Origin of the sequence: Bacillus sp. CGMCC 1.16541 (genome assembly GCF_003184905.1) — a bacterium.
GTDB lineage: Bacteria > Bacillota > Bacilli > Bacillales > Bacillaceae_H > Priestia.
In genome coordinates, this window is sequence record NZ_KZ821207.1 from 55976 (window position 1) to 74394 (window position 18419).

17 protein-coding genes are annotated in these 18419 nt (G+C 39.5%); 12 read left to right on the top strand and 5 right to left on the bottom strand.

The features are described 5' to 3' along the window. Positions 1-157: 157 nt before the first annotated feature. The 3 genes from DIS06_RS02200 to DIS06_RS02210 all read right to left on the bottom strand — a co-directional run bounded on the left by DIS06_RS02200 (position 158) and on the right by DIS06_RS02210 (position 4143). Positions 158-1510, bottom strand: coding sequence for a (Fe-S)-binding protein (locus DIS06_RS02200; RefSeq protein ID WP_110111626.1), 1353 nt, complete (start codon positions 1508-1510; stop codon positions 158-160). Then, complete coding sequence (gene glcD / locus DIS06_RS02205; protein WP_110111627.1) at positions 1507-2919, bottom strand: glycolate oxidase subunit GlcD; 1413 nt, start codon at positions 2917-2919, stop codon at positions 1507-1509. Before glcD ends, DIS06_RS02200 begins: the two co-directional genes overlap by 4 nt. A gap of 117 nt (positions 2920-3036) precedes the next feature. After that, positions 3037-4143, bottom strand: a complete 1107-nt coding sequence (locus tag DIS06_RS02210; protein ID WP_239421787.1) for a CdaR family transcriptional regulator — start codon at positions 4141-4143, stop codon at positions 3037-3039. A gap of 188 nt (positions 4144-4331) precedes the next feature. Here DIS06_RS02210 and DIS06_RS02215 point away from each other — a divergent pair, with 188 nt between their 5' ends. From DIS06_RS02215 to DIS06_RS02225, 4 genes are all read left to right on the top strand, one after another. Then, complete coding sequence (locus tag DIS06_RS02215; RefSeq protein WP_239421789.1) at positions 4332-5693, top strand: TrkH family potassium uptake protein; 1362 nt, start codon at positions 4332-4334, stop codon at positions 5691-5693. Positions 5694-5830: 137 nt separating this feature from the next. Further along, positions 5831-6166, top strand: a complete 336-nt coding sequence (locus DIS06_RS02220; RefSeq protein ID WP_110111628.1) for a DUF3905 domain-containing protein — start codon at positions 5831-5833, stop codon at positions 6164-6166. 110 nt (positions 6167-6276) lie between these two features. After that, complete coding sequence (locus DIS06_RS20295) at positions 6277-6432, top strand: hypothetical protein (RefSeq protein ID WP_204166738.1); 156 nt, start codon at positions 6277-6279, stop codon at positions 6430-6432. Between the two features lie 15 nt (positions 6433-6447). Next, a complete protein-coding gene (locus DIS06_RS02225) occupies positions 6448-6627 on the top strand; it encodes a hypothetical protein (RefSeq protein ID WP_110111629.1) in 180 nt (59 codons plus the stop codon). Positions 6628-6670: 43 nt separating this feature from the next. Here DIS06_RS02225 and DIS06_RS02230 read toward each other — a convergent pair whose 3' ends face one another. After that, the gene (locus DIS06_RS02230; protein ID WP_110111630.1) at positions 6671-8440 is read right to left on the bottom strand and encodes a B12-binding domain-containing radical SAM protein; all 1770 of its coding nucleotides are present in this window, start codon (positions 8438-8440) and stop codon (positions 6671-6673) included. Between the two features lie 202 nt (positions 8441-8642). On the opposite strand from DIS06_RS02230, the gene DIS06_RS02235 reads away from it, so the two are divergent. After that, a complete protein-coding gene (locus DIS06_RS02235) occupies positions 8643-9371 on the top strand; it encodes a FadR/GntR family transcriptional regulator (protein ID WP_110111631.1) in 729 nt (242 codons plus the stop codon). A gap of 51 nt (positions 9372-9422) precedes the next feature. On the opposite strand, the gene DIS06_RS02240 is transcribed toward DIS06_RS02235, so the two are convergent. Further along, positions 9423-9860, bottom strand: a complete 438-nt coding sequence (locus tag DIS06_RS02240; RefSeq protein ID WP_110111632.1) for a protein-tyrosine phosphatase family protein — start codon at positions 9858-9860, stop codon at positions 9423-9425. Between the two features lie 231 nt (positions 9861-10091). On the opposite strand from DIS06_RS02240, the gene DIS06_RS02245 reads away from it, so the two are divergent. From DIS06_RS02245 to DIS06_RS02270, 7 genes are all read left to right on the top strand, one after another. After that, positions 10092-11618: a nicotinate phosphoribosyltransferase gene (locus tag DIS06_RS02245; protein WP_110111633.1), complete on the top strand. Its 1527-nt coding sequence runs from the start codon at positions 10092-10094 to the stop codon at positions 11616-11618. A 21-nt stretch (positions 11619-11639) separates the two neighbouring features. After that, positions 11640-12470 (top strand): ammonia-dependent NAD(+) synthetase, encoded by an 831-nt coding sequence (gene nadE, locus DIS06_RS02250; protein ID WP_110111634.1) that lies wholly within the window; start codon positions 11640-11642, stop codon positions 12468-12470. Between the two features lie 91 nt (positions 12471-12561). Next, positions 12562-12708 (top strand): hypothetical protein, encoded by a 147-nt coding sequence (locus DIS06_RS20010; RefSeq protein WP_162595836.1) that lies wholly within the window; start codon positions 12562-12564, stop codon positions 12706-12708. A 327-nt stretch (positions 12709-13035) separates the two neighbouring features. Next, positions 13036-14814 (top strand): L-lactate permease, encoded by a 1779-nt coding sequence (locus DIS06_RS02255; protein ID WP_110111635.1) that lies wholly within the window; start codon positions 13036-13038, stop codon positions 14812-14814. A 186-nt stretch (positions 14815-15000) separates the two neighbouring features. After that, complete coding sequence (locus DIS06_RS02260; protein WP_110111636.1) at positions 15001-15717, top strand: (Fe-S)-binding protein; 717 nt, start codon at positions 15001-15003, stop codon at positions 15715-15717. 37 nt (positions 15718-15754) lie between these two features. Beyond that, positions 15755-17182 carry a LutB/LldF family L-lactate oxidation iron-sulfur protein gene (locus tag DIS06_RS02265; protein WP_110111637.1) on the top strand — a complete coding sequence of 476 codons (1428 nt, stop codon included), beginning with the start codon at positions 15755-15757 and terminating at the stop codon, positions 17180-17182. Further along, positions 17182-17904, top strand: coding sequence for a LutC/YkgG family protein (locus DIS06_RS02270; RefSeq protein ID WP_110111638.1), 723 nt, complete (start codon positions 17182-17184; stop codon positions 17902-17904). The genes DIS06_RS02265 and DIS06_RS02270 overlap by 1 nt, the downstream gene beginning before the upstream one ends. The last annotated feature ends 515 nt before the right edge of the window (positions 17905-18419 follow it).

Genomic DNA, 18419 nt, shown 5'->3' on the forward strand with positions numbered 1-18419 from the left:
GAAAAACAGGAAGGAGTATACACATGTATGGTATATAGTATTCTGTTAGCAAGAAATACTGCGTGATGTAATCACAAAGGGAAATCATCCAGATATGAACCTTTATCAATCTCAATGAAAAAACCTCTTGGCTAAAGTGTAGACAAGAGGGATGTTTTTACATTGTTTTTTGGTTTGTTTGCTTTTGACCGTATTCATACGCTTCAATGAGTAAATCAACAATATGAACAGCGCGCATTTTATCGCTTACTCCTTCACGCTCAATCCCAAGCTTCATTTGAAGCAGACATCCAGGGTTTGCAGTCGCAATGGTTGTCGCTTGTGTCGCTTTTGCTTGCTCCATTTTATGATCTAAAATTTGCATCGACATGTCTGATTCAATAATGTTGTAGATACCTGCTGAACCGCAGCAACGATCGGCATCTTTCATTTCCGTAAACTGCACGCCTTCAATCGCATGAAGAAGCTGACGAGGTTCACCGGATGTTCGCATCACATTACGTAAATGACAAGAATCTTGATACGTAATGACTTGATTTGGTAATTGTAAAGGTTGTTTATGAAAATCAAGTTCAACTAAAATACTTGAAATATCTTTTAACTTTGCGACAAAGGCTTTCGCACGGTCTGCCCATTGTAGATCATCTTTTAACAAATGATCGTAATCAATTAAAAATCCACCACAGCCACCTGCGTTTGTAATGATGTAATCTACGTTGTCGTTTTCGAACGCTTCAATGTTACGCTTGGCGAGTTCCTTTGCTTGTGCTTTTTCACCACTGTGTCCATGAAGAGCACCGCAGCATGCTTGTGTTTTGGGAATGACAATGTCACAACCAGCCAATTGAAGAAGCTTCATCGTTGCATCATTTGTCCCCATAAACATCGTGTCCATTAAGCATCCAGAAAAGAAGGCGACACGCTTTTTTTGTGTACCATGCGCTTGTAAAGACGTAGGGCGATTTTTCATTTCTTTTAGTGTTGGAACAGTGGGCAATATTTTCTCCATTGTCGCTAAATGGTCAGGTAATACGTTCAACACGCCAGTTTTACGAACAATCTTTTGCAGCCCAGAACGTTGATATACACCTAATAAACTTGTGGCTGCACGCATGCGGTTTTGGTGTTGGAACATTCCTTTAAACACGACATTACGAACGGCACGAACAGGTAGTGAGTGCTTTTTATTTTGGTTAATAATATCGCGCGCTTCTTCAAGTAAATGGCCGTACTTAACGCCTGACGGACAAACCGGTTCACACGCACGACAACCAAGACATAATTCAAGTGAGCGTTCTACATCTTCATCTGGTTCAATGACACCGTCGACAACGGCTTTCATTAAAGCAATACGACCGCGAGGAGAATGAGACTCTTGATACCCTGACTCAATATAAGTCGGACAAGATGGTAAGCAAAAGCCACAGCGCATACAGTTAAGGAGTTCATCTTCATTCATTTGTTCTTTAAATTTCTCTTGGATGACTTCACGTTCTTTTACTGTTGTCATTTTGTCACCACCACACGTTTACGCTCATCTTTAGCGAAAATTTTACCAGGATTCATAATATTATTTGGATCAAATGCTTGCTTTAACGTCTTCATTGCAGCAATTCCTTCTGCCCCAAGCTTCAACTCGAGGTAAGGAGCTTTCATCTCTCCAACTCCATGTTCACCAGTAATCGTCCCACCAAGTTCAATTGCTTTTTCAAAAATCGAAGCAAACGCTTGCTCGACGCGCTCGATTTCATCGTGATCACGTGAATCGGTTGGGCAAGTTGGGTGAAGGTTTCCATCTCCAGCGTGACCGAATGTACAAATCTTCACGTTGTATTCCTCAGCAATATCATTGATCGCTGTAACCATCTTGGCAATTTCAGAACGAGGAACCGTTGCATCTTCTAGAATGGTCGTTGGCTTTAAGCGAGCGAGTGCAGATAAAGCCGAACGACGTGCTGTGCGAAGTGCATCGGCTTGTTGTTCTGATTCTGCAACTTGAACGGATACAGCTTGTTCAGACGTACATACTTCAGCTATTTTCTGAATATCACGATCGACGACTTCTTGAGGACCATCTTGTTCAATTAATAAAACAGCTTTCACGTTTGTTGGTAATCCAATCTTTACAAAATCTTCGACCACTTGAAGTGTTGGCTGATCTAAAAATTCAAGCGTTGTTGGAATGATTTTGTTTGAGATGATTTTTGAGACTGAACGAGCTGCTGCTTCTAAATCTTGATAAAGAGCTAAAATTGTTTTCTTTGTTTCTGGCATCGGTACAAGCTTTAATGTTGCTTCCGTAATGATACAAAGCGTTCCTTCTGATCCAACAAATAAACGAGTTAAATCATAACCTGCTACGTCTTTTGCGAGTTTCCCACCTGTGCGAATGATATCACCATTTGGCATAACAGCTTCTAGCGCCATGACGTAATCACGTGTCACTCCATACTTTAGACCACGCAATCCGCCTGAGTTTTCATTAATGTTGCCACCGATTGTTGAGATTTTCATCGAGCTAGGGTCTGGTGGGTAAAATAATCCTTTTTCTTCTACCGCATGAATCATGTCGAGCGTAATCACACCCGGTTGTACCGTGACAGTCAAATTCTCTTCATCGATTTCTAGAATCTTGTTCATATGTTTAAAAAGAATGACAAGACCACCTTCTGTTGGACACGTTCCTGCACAAAGGTTTGTTCCTGATCCACGTGGAACAATGGGAATCTGATGTTCGTTACAGATTTTCACAATGTCTGCTACTTCTTTTGTGTTTCGCGGTGCAATCACGGCATCTGGCATTGATTGAAATTGAGGTGTTGCATCATATGAATAAACGAGTCGGCCCACTTTGGAGTCGTCATAGTTTTCTAGACCTACAATATGGATAAATTGTTGTTTGATTTCTGATGTAATCATCGTTATCGCATCCTTTTTTATCATGATGAAACCGTTTAACTGATCTCTTTTGTTCATCATAAAAAAGAAAAGAAGAGATATCTATAGATGAATATCTAAAAAATATCTCTTCTTTTATTAACTTTTTGGATGTTCCTCTAAAAATTGAAGCGCCAAATATAAGCTCACAACGTCAGAAGAAACTTTTAAGTTAAGCTTAGTGGCCTGCTCTAGCTTTTTGATGCGGTAATGAAGCGTATTAATATGAATATGAAGTGCTTCAGCCGTTGCTTTTAATGACATGTTTTCGTGAAAGTAAGTATGAAAAGTGGAAAGAAGCTCGTCATCTTTTGCAACGGAACCGAGCACACGTGTCACGAAATCTTTCCTCGTTTCTAGAGAAATGTCTTTTAAACACATTTCAAGGCGTAAATCTTCATCAAATACAATCGTATCGTGCTTCATTGCTACGGTTAACGCGCGCTCTGCTTGTTCATACGACTGTAAGAGGTTGTCACTTGAAATAGGTTGACCGGCACCAACCGAAACAGTAAGTTGCCATGTATCTTCAATAAATGATTTTAGCTTGTTCACTTTTTGCAGAGTGGTTTCAGTTGTTACATATTCATTTACAGCTTGCGCAATGAGGAGACGATCGTTTCCCCAACGAATGAGAACATCTTCTTCACTTAAAAAGTGATGAAGCTGCCAAATGTCTCGCTTCATTGCATGTTCTTCATGAAAGAAAAGCAAAAGAATTTGTCGATTTGCTTCAAGGTTCATATGCAAAAGGCGTGCACGTTCACGAAAAGCAGATGTCCAATCTTTTAAGTGAAGCCAATCAAATACAAATGCTTCAAGCATGCGTGAGCGCCATTCCATTTGTTCAGCATAATAATTATCTTGAATGAGTAACTCGGTCATTTTTCGCAACAATTGTCCATACGGTAAAATTTGATCGGGGTTACCTGTAATACCAATTACACCAATAATGTCTTGTGAGAAAAAAATAGGGAGGTTCACGCCAGGCTTTACACCTTTCATCACATTTGTATCCGCTTTGGTGATGACAACTGTTCGTCGTTCTTTTATACTAAGAAGGGCACCTTCGTGAAAAGCACCGACACGATTTTCGTCTGTGCTTGCCACAATTGACCCATCTGTATTTACGATGATAATATCTTCATCTAGTAATGTTTTCACTTCGTACATAATTTTTTGGGCAAGTGAAGGTAATAGCAGCACAAAAAAACCTCCTGTTTCGTTTCGATTTCTGGCTTTACTTAGTATACCAAATCAAACAGACAAGAAGGGAGTGCAATGGAAGTCGGTTGATTAAAAGGAATGTTTCTGATCGACTTCTTAAATGGTGTGTTTTCGGAAACACTTTTACTAAACTATAGTCGTATTACTTTAAAAAAGGAATGTCAATCATGTCTCAATCATTATCGTTTAAGCGAAAGTTTCGTCAAATGTCTCCTGCTCAGGTTATTTTTACCTTTTACTTAGTTGCTGTTACAATTGGTTTTTTATTATTGAGCTTGCCAATTGCACACCGTCCAGAAGTAGAATTGTCATTCATCGATACGTTATTTGTTGCGGTTAGTGCTGTAAGTGTAACAGGACTATCAACTGTTTCAACGCCTGAGACGTTTAGTGTAGCTGGCTATTTTATTCTCGCGTTTGTTTTCCAAATTGGTGGAATTGGAGTCATGACACTTAGTACATTCATTTGGATGTTAATTGGGAAGAAAATCGGTTTAAAAGAACGTCAACTCATTATGACCGATCATAATCAATCTAATCTTTCAGGCCTTGTTAATTTAATGAGAAATATTTTGCTTATCATCTTTTTAATTGAAGCAATCGGTGCGTTAGTGTTAGGGGTCTATTTTCTAAATTACTATCCCACTTGGCAAGAAGCTTTTTTGCATGGCTTTTTCGCATCAGTTAGTGCGACAACCAACGCTGGATTTGATATTACCGGTGCTTCATTAGTTCCTTATGCAAATGACTATTTTGTTCAAGTAGTAGTTGTCATTCTTATTACACTTGGAGCGATTGGTTTTCCTGTACTAATTGAAGTGAAACAATTTTTATTAAACGTGAAAAAGAAAAAACGATTTCAATTTTCGTTGTTCACAAAATTAACGACGGTTATGTTTGCTTTGTTGTTAGTTGTCGGTACGGTTTTAATTGCTACGCTTGAACGTTCTGCTTATTTAAGTGAAATGACATGGCATGAAGCCTTTTTCTATTCATTTTTCCAATCAGCCACAACGAGAAGTGGTGGATTGTCAACTATGGATGTGAGTCAGTTTACCATTCCAACGCTCCTTGTGATGTGTGCACTCATGTTTATCGGTGCATCTCCAAGTTCCGTTGGAGGAGGAATTCGAACGACGACATTCGCGTTAAATATTCTCTTTATTTATCACTATGTACGTGGAAGAAAAACGGTCAAAGTTTTTCGACGTGAACTTCACGAACATGACATCATTAAATCACTTGTTGTGACGATGCTAGCAAGTTTTATTTGCTTTACTTCGGTTGTGTTACTCACATTAACCGAACCATTTTCCCTCATTGAAATTATGTTTGAAGTATGTTCAGCATTTGGAACAACGGGTCTTTCAATGGGAATCACTTCGGGTCTTTCTACTCCGGGAAAGCTTATTATCATCGTATTGATGTTTATCGGAAGAATTGGAATGGTATCGTTCATCCTCATGATGGGTGGGCCACGTGTTCAACCTGACTATCATTATCCGAAAGAGCGTGTCATTATTGGATAACTAAAACATCTCTTGTCTGTTACAACAGGCGAGAGATGTTTTCGTTTTGCAGCCTTTAACGCTTTAAAAAAGGAAGAAAACAACGCTCATGAAAGAAGCATTCAGCAGTAACACTAAGAGTAGAAGGGGGGATGAAGATGAGTAAAAAAGTGGAATTATCAATTGACGAAACATTACCACATCAAATCGCTGCTCCTTCTTTTAAAGGAACGGGCATGAAGATGCAACAACCTTTTTTAAACGAATATGGTGTCATGATTGGTGATAGCTTTTATGATTCCAAACAGTCGCCATTAAACAACTGGAGTGATGAGGTGGACCCAGCCATTATGGCAGGAGATCAATGGGTGCATCCAACGAATGACATTGGCTGGAATACAAGTGAAAATCGGGAGTTACTTGAAGCGAAAAAGGCGCCAGAGTCCCCTACATTCACGCATCCAGATAAAGATGTCGGATATGGTTCTGATTAACAGGGAATCATTACAACTTATGATACCTTGCTCGTTGCATATGATAAGAACGAAGAACTTATGTCTTCAAGAAACATGTGAGAGTGTGAAACCAAAGGGGGATGACGATCATGGCAAAACGTAAAGTAGCTCATGATGCGGCAACAACAAACAATAATACACCAACTGAAAGCTTACCTGATACTGAATTTTCAGTGGAATACGGTGGAGAAGATGCCATTAAGGGCGCAAACCGCAACTCGAAAAAAGGTCGTCAAGGAAAGTAATCAGGAGGGATTATTATGAATAAAAAAGACAAAGTAAAAAACCCAAACAAACACCTTGCACATAGCGAAGCTAAACAAACACAACTTCTTCGCGAAGAGTTCGGACAAGAAATGGGCGACATGAATGCAGCGAAATTTATGGAGCTCGATGCCGAATCAAAGGCGCGAAAAGAGAAATGTGAAAAAGAGCGTTAATTAAAAACAACCCCTTTTGAATCATGAGAGGGGTTGTTTTCTATTAGCTAACAACCGGAAGTTGAAAGCGTTCAGTTGGTTGTGAGTATACTTTTGTTTCACCTGCTTTTTGATCGTAATACACGAGTAAAAGCGATGGCTTTTCAATAAGTTCACCTGTTTGTTTGTAGTAATCATAATCAAACGGTAACACTTCTAGCACGGTATGCTTGTATAACTCTTTTTCAGTGAATTGTTCTTGAACGAATGTTTCGCCCATTAAGTCTGGTGTTTCAAGCATTTGTTGATAGTAATGTGAGCGTACGTGTTTCTCCACACCTTCATCCCACCAAGGTTTACGCGGTTTATGCTTTTGATTTTGGAGATAGTCCACTTTCATAAATCCTTCAATGATCTTTGCCTTCTCAAAACGTTCTGTGTTCAAGTACTCGCTTAAACGACGGAATAAATCTTCTAACTGATGGCCAATTCGTGACCAACCTTGTTCATCCCAATACGTACCAAAGCGTTGGAAGAAGTCAAATGGTGTGTCGTATACGTGATTCACTAAGTACTCAATTGTTTCATCTGTACGATGGTCATTCCAATACTTTTCTAGAATGTCTTCTACTTGTTTAATGCGTACAACGTCTTCAAACGGAAGGACATCGTTGCTTAAAATTTCATAAGGTGCTTGGTCCATGAATTGATAGTTATGTTTTGCAGCACTTAAACGCAATCCTGTTCCACGCAACATTTTTAAGAAGCCAAGCTGTAATTCTTCTGGGCGAAGAGCAAATACATCATTAAACGTATTTTTAAATGAATCGTAATTTTCATCAGGTAAACCAGCAATTAAATCAAGATGCTGATCAATCTTTCCGCCGTCTTTTACCATCGTGACGGTACGTGTTAGCTTTGTAAAGTTTTGTTTTCGTTTCACAAGCTCGTTCACGGCATCATTCGTGGATTGAACGCCAATTTCAAAACGGAACAAACCAGCAGGCGCGTGATCATTTAAGAACTGAATGACTTCTGGGCGCATAATATCTGCTGTAATTTCAAATTGGAATACGACACCAGGAACACGCTCATCAATTAAAAATTGAAACATTTCCATCGCATAACTACGGCTGATGTTAAATGTACGGTCCACAAATTTAATCGTACGAGCACCATTTGCCATTAAATAACGAATATCTTCTTTTACTTTTTCGCGGTCAAAATAACGGACACCCACTTCAATGGATGATAAACAGAACTGACAGCTAAACGGACAGCCACGGCTCGTTTCAATGTAAACAACGCGCTTTGATAGCTCTTTTCGGTCTTCTTCAAAACGAAATGGAGACGGCATCTCACGCAAGTCAATTTTATTGCGTTGTGGGCTAATTTTCTTTTCACCGTTTTCGCGGTAAGCTAAGCCACTTACCTTGTCAAATTGACCGTCACCATGAAGTTCATCTAACAATTGCTTAAACGTTTCTTCTCCTTCACCGATGACGATAAAATCAGCTTCAGGAATACGGTCTAGCCAATAAGACACGTCATATGTTACTTCTGGTCCACCGAGAATAATTTTAATCTCTGGCTTAATTTTCTTGATCATATGGACAATTTTAATAGTTTCTTCAATGTTCCAAATGTAACAGCTAAACCCGATTACATCAGGGTTACGTTTATATAAATCTGTGACGATGTTCATCGCTGGATCTTTAATGGTGTATTCAGCCATTTGTACATCGTATTCAGGGGCAGCGTATGCTTTTAAACATCGAAGCGCTAAACACGTATGAATATACTTGGCGTTTAACGTACTCACGACAATGTTCATGTTTTTATTCAAACTCCTTTTATGAGGATTTTTTCATCCACTTTTAAAAATCAACTTCTTATTTTATCACATTTTCGCCCAAAAAGAAGGATGAGTATACGACCATTACATGAAAAGAAAAACGTAAGGGCTTACAAATTCATTGTCGACACACACAATTTCCGATAAAATAAAAAGTACGACATGATTGAGGTGAATCCAGGTGGAATATAAACGAATCAAACCGAGAAAGATTTATGAAGAAGTAGCCGAAGCGCTCTTACATAGTATTAAAAGCGGAGATTTAAAACCAGGTGACCGACTAGCGTCTGTTCAACAGTTAGCGGAAAACTTTCAAGTTGGACGCTCTGCGATACGTGAAGCATTAAGTGCATTGCGCGCAATGGGGTTAGTGGAAATGAAGCAAGGAGAAGGGACGTACGTGCGTCAGTTTGACCCAGAGATGCTTTCATTGCCAATTACGAGTGCTGTTTTGATGAACAAACAAGACATTGAACATTTACTAGAAGTTCGTAAAGTATTAGAAGTAGGAGCAGTCGGAACAGCGGCGATGAAGCGAAACGAACAGCAGTTACAGCAAATTGCTGAAGTATTAGAACAAATGAAAGATGCATTTGGAAATCAAGAGCTTGGTGAAAAAGCAGACTTTGACTTTCATATGGCCATCGCTGAAGCTTCTCAAAATCCGCTTCTTGTTAAATTAATGAACAATGTATCGGAAATGATGATTGAAACAATGCGCGAAACACGCCGTATTTGGCTGTATTCAGAACAAACAACGGCTGAACGCATTTACGAAGAGCATAAGCAAATTTATGAAGCAATTGCCGAGCAAAACGTTCAAAAAGCACAAGAGCGAATGCTGGCTCATTTAGTGAATGTCGAGCAAGTGCTGATGCAGTATATTAGAGAAGAACATTCAAACGGTTAGTCATAAAAAAGAAGGCGATCTTAAACGATTTTGTTTTAAGGTAGCCTTCTTTTAATTTACATTTAAAAATTGTTCATATTGTTTTAATACTTGTCGATAATGTTCAGGTGGATTTACTATTGGACGTTTTTCCTTAACAGCAGCAAGTGCTTCCTCGCTCGTTAAGCCAAATTGTTTCATGTAAAAAGCAGTCGTTACAAATCCTAGACGGTGAATACCAAATCGACAATGTATGAGAATGCGATGCCCTTGACGAAAAAGGTCCATTATTTGAGTGATTAATCGATCAAGCCAGTCGATTGTAGGAACAGTCCAAACGTAAAGAGGCGTCCAAATCATCACTCGGTTAGAGAAATCAAATGGAGGACGGTCCGGTAACGTTTGCAAATTAATAACTGCGGAAATATTGTCGTGAACGAATAACCAATCGTTACTGGAGATTCTTCCTCCTATATATAACCGTTTAGGTATCATTTCTACAAAATCCATTAGTCTCCCCCTTTCTTTTCACACTACTATATTCGCCTTTTTACTATGTGTACCGATTTTGCCGATATTTCACCAAAAGTTGTGTTTGTTTAGTTCAAATACTTGTCGTTTGACAGAAAACCTCACATAATAAATGAAAGGTCATGATTTTAAGGTTTATAATAAAGTTTTAGTAAAACGAGTAGAAAAAGCTAAAACTAGATGTAGTGACACAACGTGGAGGTTTTTCAGATGAGTACGCGATATGAAGATGATAGTTTAGCTTTACATACAGATTTATATGAAATCAACATGGCCAAAACGTATTTGCATGATCACGTACATAATCGCCGCTCGGTATTTGAAGCGTATTTTCGTAAAATGCCGTTTGGAGGCGGGTATGCGATTTTTGCAGGTCTTGAGCGTATGATTGACTTTATTGCTAATTTTCGTTTTACAGACAGTGATTTGGATTATCTACACCGTGAATTACAAATGGAAGATGAATTTATTGATTATTTAAAAACGGTCCGATTTACAGGTGATGTACGCTCAGTTGTGGAAGGGGAAATCATTTTTGCGAATGAACCTATCCTTCAAGTAGATGCGCCTCTTGCGCAAGCGCAATTGATCGAAACACCGCTTTTAAATATATTGAACTTTCATCCCTTAATTGCAACAAAAGCATCACGCATCCGCCTTGCTGTTGGGAGTGACGAGCTCGTTGAATCGTCGATGTCGAAGCGGTTAATGGAGTTTGGCGCAAGACGTGCACATGAACTTGATGCAGCGCTTTACGGAGCAAGAGCTGCATACATTGGTGGGTTTGACGCGACAAGCAACGTCAGAGCTGGAAAAGTATTTGGTATTCCAGTAGCAGGAACACATGCGCATGCGCTTGTTCAAGTGTACCGCGATGAATATACTGCGTTTAAAAAGTACGCGGAATCTCACCAAAACTGCATTTTCCTTGTCGATACATACAACACGCTAAAATCCGGTGTGCCAAATGCCATTAAAGTCGCAAAAGAAATGGGAGATCGCATTCATTTTGTCGGTATTCGTCTTGATAGTGGTAAATTACCATATCTTTCACAAGAAGCACGAAAAATGCTTGATGAAGCAGGATTTCCACATGCAAAAATTTTCGCATCAAATGATTTAGATGAATACACCATCATGGATTTGAAATCCCAAGGAGCAAAGATCGATGGATGGGGTGTTGGAACGAAATTAATGACTTCTTATGAACAGCCAGCATTAGGTGCTGTCTACAAGCTTGTGTCGATCGAAGATCAAGATGGTCAGATGGTGGATACGATTAAGTTATCAGAAAACCCAGAGAAAATTTCCACACCAGGCTTGAAAGATGTGTACCGCATTGTCAATCAGCTCAATCATAAATGGGAAGGGGACTACATTACGTTAGAAGATGAGCGCCCTAATGAACAAGAACATTTAAAAATGTTTCATCCTGTTCATACGCACGTGAGCAAATTTGTGACAAACTTTGAAGCCCGCAACATTCACCAAGATATTTTTAAAGGTGGAGAGCTTATTTATAAGCAGCCATCGATTGAAGACATGCGAGCTTATTGCTTACACAACCTTCAACACTTATGGGATGATTATAAAATCATTACGAAATCTGAAAAAGATGTATCCGGTCCGACTGAATATCCAGTCGATTTAAGTACGGATTGCTGGAACAATAAAATGGAAAACATTGAGCAAACACGTTTAAAAGTTGCAAAAAAGATAAAAGAGAGTAATAAGTGAAAAGAGAAGGGAGCTTATACAATGAGTGAATTACAAAAACAAATTATTAGTGAAATGGAAGTTAAACCTACGATCGATGCGAAAGAGGAGATTCGTCGCAGTGTCGAGTTTCTAAAAGGCTATATGAAAAAGCACTCGTTTCTACGCACAATGGTACTAGGAATTTCAGGTGGACAAGACTCAACATTAACAGGAAAATTAGCACAAATCGCGATCGATGAATTAAATGAAGAAACAGGCAGTCAAGAGTATCAATTCATTGCGGTGCGCTTGCCATATGGTGTACAAGCTGATGAAGACGATTGCCAAGATGCGCTACGTTTCATTCAACCAAGTCGCAGTGTCGTCGTGAATATTAAAGGAGCTACTGACCAAGCGGTTACAGCTGTTGAAGAAGCAACTGGTGAAAAAGTATCTGACTTTAATAAAGGAAACATTAAAGCGAGACAACGTATGATTGCGCAATATTCGATTGCGGGTGCGTTAAATGGAGTGGTACTTGGAACGGATCATTCAGCCGAAGCGGTTACTGGGTTTTACACGAAGTATGGTGATGGTGGTGCAGATTTAGTGCCAATTTTCCGCTTAAATAAACGACAAGGAAAAGAACTGCTAAAAGAGTTAGGTTGCCCAGAACATCTTTATACAAAAAAACCAACGGCTGATCTTGAAGAAAATCGTCCACAATTACCAGACGAAGACGCACTTGGTGTCACATATGATCAAATCGACGACTACCTAGAAGGAAAAGATGTCGGAAAAGAAGCAAGCGATAAAATTGAAAGTCACTATTTAAAATCACAACATAAGCGTCACATGCCAATTACGGTATTTGATGATTTTTGGAAATAACAACAAAGACATCCGTAACGAGTGTGAACGATAGATGGAAGAAGTATGAAATTTTCCATGTAGTCAATGCTAAGGGTGGAGGTGTTTTACATTGGAAGAAAAAAATCATAAAAAGAAGCAATCGATTGAGCTAATGATGGACACCGCATTGAATCCGGATATGATGATGTATTTAGAGCGAAAAGCCCACGTAGATCCTATAGCAGATCAAATGGGTGATCAACAAGCAAATGGCTAAGTAAAAAAAGAGAAAGCTGAGCTAAAAGTGGGAAAAACCCGGACGGACTCAGTTCATCACATCCCTTGCCGACAACTATTCAGTTCATATGTGACTGGATAAATGGGCAAGGGATGTTTCATGTGAACGTTTTTTCTACCCGTACCGACGTATCGGCTATGCGCTTCTTTTCTATCTGTGAACTTTTTTTGACAAATGATATTGTAAGTGAAAGCGTTTTATTCTATAATAACAACAACAGATAATCCAGTCATCAGATGACCTTAATTTAAAAAGATATGTAAATATGAAAAAAGTGTAGCACATAGGGGAAGGGAAGAGATACGTATGAGTACAGGAGTATTAGCACTACTTGCAATTGTTCCAATTTTAGCTGTGTTTATCTTTTTAGTTGTACTACGTTGGCCAGCAAACCGAGCGATGCCAGTGGCTTTAATTGTAACCGCTATCATGAGTTACTTTGTGTGGCAAGTACCGGTTAATCAAATTGCAGCGGCGTCATTAAAAGGAATTGTCACTGCGTTAGAAGTTGGTTTAATCGTATTTGGGGCAATTTTACTATTAAATATGTTAAAAGAAAGCGGTGCTGTACATACGATTCGTCACGGCTTTCAAAGCATTACACCAGACCGACGTATTCAAGCCATTATCATTTGTTGGCTGTTCGGTGCGTTTTTAGAAGGAGCAGCAGGTTGGGGATCACCAGCTGCAATTGTAGGTCCACTTCTTGTGGCAATCGGTTTCCCTGCGATGGCAGCCGTAATGGTTGCACTTATCATTCAATCAACACCTGTATCATTCGGAGCAGTGGGTACGCCAATCTTAATTGGTGTTAATACAGGATTAAAAGATTCACCACTTGTGAATGAACACATTTCAACATTAGGTGTTGGCTATGAGACTTACTTAACTCAAATTGGGGGTCAAGTGGCCATCGTTCACGGAATTGTAGGTGTATTTATTCCATTATTTTTAGCCGCAATGTTAACAAAATTTTTTGGAAAAGAAAAGTCGTTTCGTGAAGGATTAGGAGTTTGGAAGTTTGCGATTTTTGCAGGATTAGCAATGACTGTTCCATATGCGCTTGTTGCGAATTTGCTAGGCCCAGAGTTTCCATCATTAGTAGGAGGGTTAGTTGGATTAGCGATCATTATTCCGGCTGCTCAAAAAGGATTTTTAATGCCAAAAACAACATGGGATTTCGAAGACAAATCGAAATGGGATAGCGACTGGATTGGAACGTTACAAGTATCAGACGAAAAGCCAAAACGTTCAATTTCCATGGCGATGGCTTGGTTACCTTACGTGCTAGTAGCCTTACTATTAGTAGCAACACGCGTTCAGTTTTTACCGTTTGCGGGCTGGTTACAGTCTGTTGTGATTAACTTAGAAAACGTATTTGGAACCGAAATGTTGATTTCATCAAAGCCACTTAACATTCCTGGTGTTATCTTCATCATAGTAGCAGGACTTGTGTTCTTCCTTCATAAAATGAATGGAAGAGAAGCGGTACGTGCTGTAAAAGATTCAACCAAAACGGTGATTAGTGCGATGGCTGCTTTAATGTTTGCGGTCCCAATGGTTCAGATCTTTATCAATTCGGGTGTAAACGATACTGGATACCTTAGTATGCCGCTTGTCTTAGCAGAAGGAATTTCATCAGCATTCGGCGAAAATTGGCCACTTGTTGCACCTACAGTAGGAGCAATCGGTGCATTTGTAGCCGGTAGTAACACGATTAGTAACATGATGTTCGCTCTTTTCCAATTCGGTGTAGCTGACAACATTGGTGTAGCACCTGGTATGGTTGTCGCACTTCAAGCAGTCGGTGGTGCAGCCGGTAACATGATTTGTGTACACAATGTGGTAGCTGCATCAGCAGCCGCTGGTTTAATCGGAAAAGAAGGAAACCTCATTCGTAAAACATTGATTCCAATGACGTTCTATGTCATCTTTGCTGGTGGCATTGGGTATGTTGCATTAAATGGAATTGGTTTTAACGCAGGTACAATCGTATTAGCCATTGTGATTGGTGGGATTGTCGCTGCTATTCTTGCGGGAAGTAAAGCAGACGCAAAGCCAAATAATCAAAATAAAGCTGCTTAATACGTAAAAGTGAAATGACACCGCCTGTCTTCGTGTGGTGTCATTCACTTTTTATGTAAGTGTATAAAAAATGAAAGAAAAACCGTGAAACTCCATTTTAAAAGGAGTATAATAAAGGTATAGTCATCAGATGACCTGTTAATTAAGGTTAAACGAGAGAAATGAACCTTTTTGGAGGGGAAAGACATGAAAGTTTCATTATTTACCACATGCTTAATTGATATGTTTCAATCAGATGTTGGAAAAGCAACGGTTGAAGTACTAGAACGACTTGGGTGTGAAATCGACTTTCCAAAAGCACAAGTATGCTGTGGTCAGCCTGCTTACAATAGCGGGTATGTAAAAGAATCAAAGGAAGCAATGAAGAATATGATGAAAGCGTTTGAACACGCTGAATATATCGTCTCACCATCAGGATCGTGTGTGTCGATGTTTAAAGAATATCCACATGTATTTAAAGATGATCCAGTCTGGGAACCAAAAGCGAAAGCACTCGCTAATAAAACTTATGAATTCACTCAATTTATCGTCGATGTTTTAAACGTCACTGATGTCGGAGCGAAGTTAAAAGGAAAAGCAACGTATCATACATCTTGTCATATGACGCGCTTACTCGGCGTAAAAGATGCACCGTTTACCCTTTTACAACAAGTTGAGGGATTACAGGTTGAACAGTTGCCAAACGCTCATAATTGCTGTGGATTCGGAGGAACGTTCTCTGTGAAAATGGGGCAAATCTCTGAACAAATGGTTGATGAGAAAGTGAAGCACATTGAAGAAACAGAAGCAAACTATTTAATTGGAGCCGACTGTGGCTGTTTGATGAACATTGGTGGACGTATTGATCGTAAAGGAAAACCAGTGCGTGTGATGCATATTGCAGAAGTATTAAATAGCCGATAATCAACTTCATAGATGAATAGAAAAGGGGCTGAGAACAATGGCAATGAAATTTGGATCGGATAATTTTAAAGAACGTGTCGACAACGGAGTCAACAATACATTCATGCGATTTGCGGTCGCTGGTGCACAAGAACGTCTACGCACACGCCGTTTAGATGCAGCAGAAGAGTTAGGTAACTGGGAAGATTGGCGTGCATTAGGGGAAGAAATTCGTCAGCATACACTTGATAACCTCGATTACTATTTAGAGCAACTAACTGAAAATGTGGCAAAGCGTGGCGGTCACGTCTTTTTCGCACAAACTGCGGAAGAAGCAAACGAATATATCACAAATGTTGCAAAACAAAAACAAGCAAAGAAAATCGTTAAATCAAAATCAATGGTCACCGAAGAAATCAACATGAATCAAAATCTTGAAGCTATTGGCTGTGAGGTGATTGAAACAGATCTAGGCGAGTACATTTTACAAGTAGACGACCATGATCCACCGTCTCATATCGTTGCCCCAGCACTTCATAAAAACAAAGAGCAAATTCGCGATGTGTTTAAACAAAAATTAGCGTATAAAAAGACGGAAAAACCTGAAGAGCTTGCGCTTCATGCACGAGAAATGCTGCGACAAGAGTTTTTATCAGCAGATATCGGTATTACAGGCTGTAACTTCGCCATTGCAGAGTCAGGTTCCATTAGTCTGGTCACAAATGAAGGAAACGCACGACTGACAACGGCGCTACCGAAAACACAAATTACCGTTATGGGAATGGAGCGCATTGTTCCAACATTTGAAGAATTTGAAGTGCTTGTGAGCTTGCTGACGCGAAGTGCAGTAGGTCAGCGTTTAACGAGTTATGTGACAGCGTTAACGGGACCGAAAGATGAAGGAGATGTAGATGGTCCAGAAGAGTTTCATCTCGTGATTGTTGACAATGGCCGATCCGATATTTTAGGAACAGAGTTTCAATCGATTTTACAATGTATTCGCTGTGCAGCGTGTGTAAACGTTTGCCCTGTTTATCGCCACGTTGGTGGTCATTCATATGGATCCATTTACGCAGGTCCAATTGGTGCCGTACTTTCACCGTTGCTTGGTGGCTATGATGATTACAAAGAGCTACCTTATGCATCTACGCTTTGCGGAGCTTGTACAGAAGCATGTCCTGTGAAAATTCCACTTCATGAATTGTTGCACAAACACCGTCAGCAAATCGTTGAAAAAGAAGGACGAGCACCAATCTCAGAGAAATTAGCGATGAAAGCATTCGGTTTAGGAGCCGCTTCTTCTACACTGTATCAAATGGGTTCAAAAGTCGCACCGACTGCGATGAATCCTTTTACAGTGGGAGATAAAATCTCAAAAGGACCAGGACCATTAAAAGCTTGGACAGAAATTCGCGAATTCCCTGCACCAAACAAAGAGCGTTTCCGAGACTGGTTCGACAATCGTGAGAAGGGAGAGAAATCATAATGAGCGTTGGAACAATTCACAATCGAGAGCGCTTTTTAACGAACATTTCAAAACGATTAGGACGTGAACGTCGCACAGAAGGAGTGACACGACCAGAGTGGAAACATCAACCACAGCACGATGTATATAAAGGGTATTCACTAGATCAGTTAAAAGAGCAGTTACAAGATCAGTGTACACGCATTCATACAGATTATGTTGAAACAACAAGTGTTAACCTTGTTTCTACACTAAAAAAAGTCGTTGATGTATATGGTGGAGGTCCGATTGTCACGTGGGATGATCCACGCTTTGCTGAGTTTGGTTTATCTCATTTACTAGGTGAAGAATGGCCGAATGAAAACGTCGAGGTGCACGTTTGGGATAAGGAAAAAGGGCAAGAAAACATTGTGAAATCTGAAAAAGCCAATGTTGGTATTACGTTCAGTGATATGACGCTTGCTGAATCCGGCACGGTCGTTTTATTTAGTGGAAACGGAAAAGGTCGTTCAGTGAGCTTATTACCAGCCACATACATTGCGATTATTCCTAAGAGTACACTTGTGCCGCGTATCACACAAGCTGCTACGCACATTCATGAAGAAATTCAAGCAGGTCATGAAGTAGCATCATGTGTTAACTTTATAACTGGCCCAAGTAACTCAGCTGATATTGAAATGAACCTGGTTGTAGGAGTTCATGGCCCCATTAAAGCAACGTATATCATTGTGGATGATAAGTAAAAAAAGAGCCTTACCCAGCAATTAACAAAGTTGGGTAAGGCTCTTTTTGTCGTTTCTTTTATAATGAGAGAAATCTATATGCCTATTTTTACATAAGCAACGCTTCTTAACTAGGTAAAAAATCATAATTATATCTTACTATTTTCGAAAAATAATATATAATATAGAAATGTAAGAAAAGTTTGTTATTTTAAGGTGGAGAATGATTCATTCTTTTACTCAAAGCAGCAAAGGTTGTGTAAACATCGTTTATGAGTAGATATTGCTTCATAAAAGGTGGAACATAAAGTAGATTTGGCATAGGGGGATTAGTAGGGTGAACAGAGAGAAAAAGAAACGCCTTGTGCGTCCAAAATGGATATTTTGGCATAATTTAAACCTTGGGAAAAAATATGGCATGGGGATGCTTATTACCATTTCGCTCTTTTTTATTTCAATTGTCATAGCAGGAGCTGGGCTTAAATATGTTGAGCGTGATGTGAACGATGTCACATCAAGTAGTCAGCGGTCAGTAG

Bases quoted from the DNA above. Each gene is read 5' to 3' on its own strand.
- DIS06_RS02200 (WP_110111626.1), bottom strand. From the start codon at position 1,510: ATGACAACAGTAAAAGAACGTGAAGTCATCCAAGAGAAATTTAAAGAA.
- glcD (WP_110111627.1), bottom strand. From the start codon at position 2,919: ATGATTACATCAGAAATCAAACAACAATTTATCCATATTGTAGGTCTA.
- DIS06_RS02215 (WP_239421789.1), top strand. From the start codon at position 4,332: ATGTCTCAATCATTATCGTTTAAGCGAAAGTTTCGTCAAATGTCTCCT.
- DIS06_RS02220 (WP_110111628.1), top strand. From the start codon at position 5,831: ATGAGTAAAAAAGTGGAATTATCAATTGACGAAACATTACCACATCAA.
- DIS06_RS20295 (WP_204166738.1), top strand. From the start codon at position 6,277: ATGGCAAAACGTAAAGTAGCTCATGATGCGGCAACAACAAACAATAAT.
- DIS06_RS02225 (WP_110111629.1), top strand. From the start codon at position 6,448: ATGAATAAAAAAGACAAAGTAAAAAACCCAAACAAACACCTTGCACAT.
- DIS06_RS02230 (WP_110111630.1), bottom strand. From the start codon at position 8,440: ATGAACATTGTCGTGAGTACGTTAAACGCCAAGTATATTCATACGTGT.
- DIS06_RS02240 (WP_110111632.1), bottom strand. From the start codon at position 9,860: ATGGATTTTGTAGAAATGATACCTAAACGGTTATATATAGGAGGAAGA.
- DIS06_RS02245 (WP_110111633.1), top strand. From the start codon at position 10,092: ATGAGTACGCGATATGAAGATGATAGTTTAGCTTTACATACAGATTTA.
- nadE (WP_110111634.1), top strand. From the start codon at position 11,640: ATGAGTGAATTACAAAAACAAATTATTAGTGAAATGGAAGTTAAACCT.
- DIS06_RS02255 (WP_110111635.1), top strand. From the start codon at position 13,036: ATGAGTACAGGAGTATTAGCACTACTTGCAATTGTTCCAATTTTAGCT.
- DIS06_RS02260 (WP_110111636.1), top strand. From the start codon at position 15,001: ATGAAAGTTTCATTATTTACCACATGCTTAATTGATATGTTTCAATCA.
- DIS06_RS02265 (WP_110111637.1), top strand. From the start codon at position 15,755: ATGGCAATGAAATTTGGATCGGATAATTTTAAAGAACGTGTCGACAAC.
- DIS06_RS02270 (WP_110111638.1), top strand. From the start codon at position 17,182: ATGAGCGTTGGAACAATTCACAATCGAGAGCGCTTTTTAACGAACATT.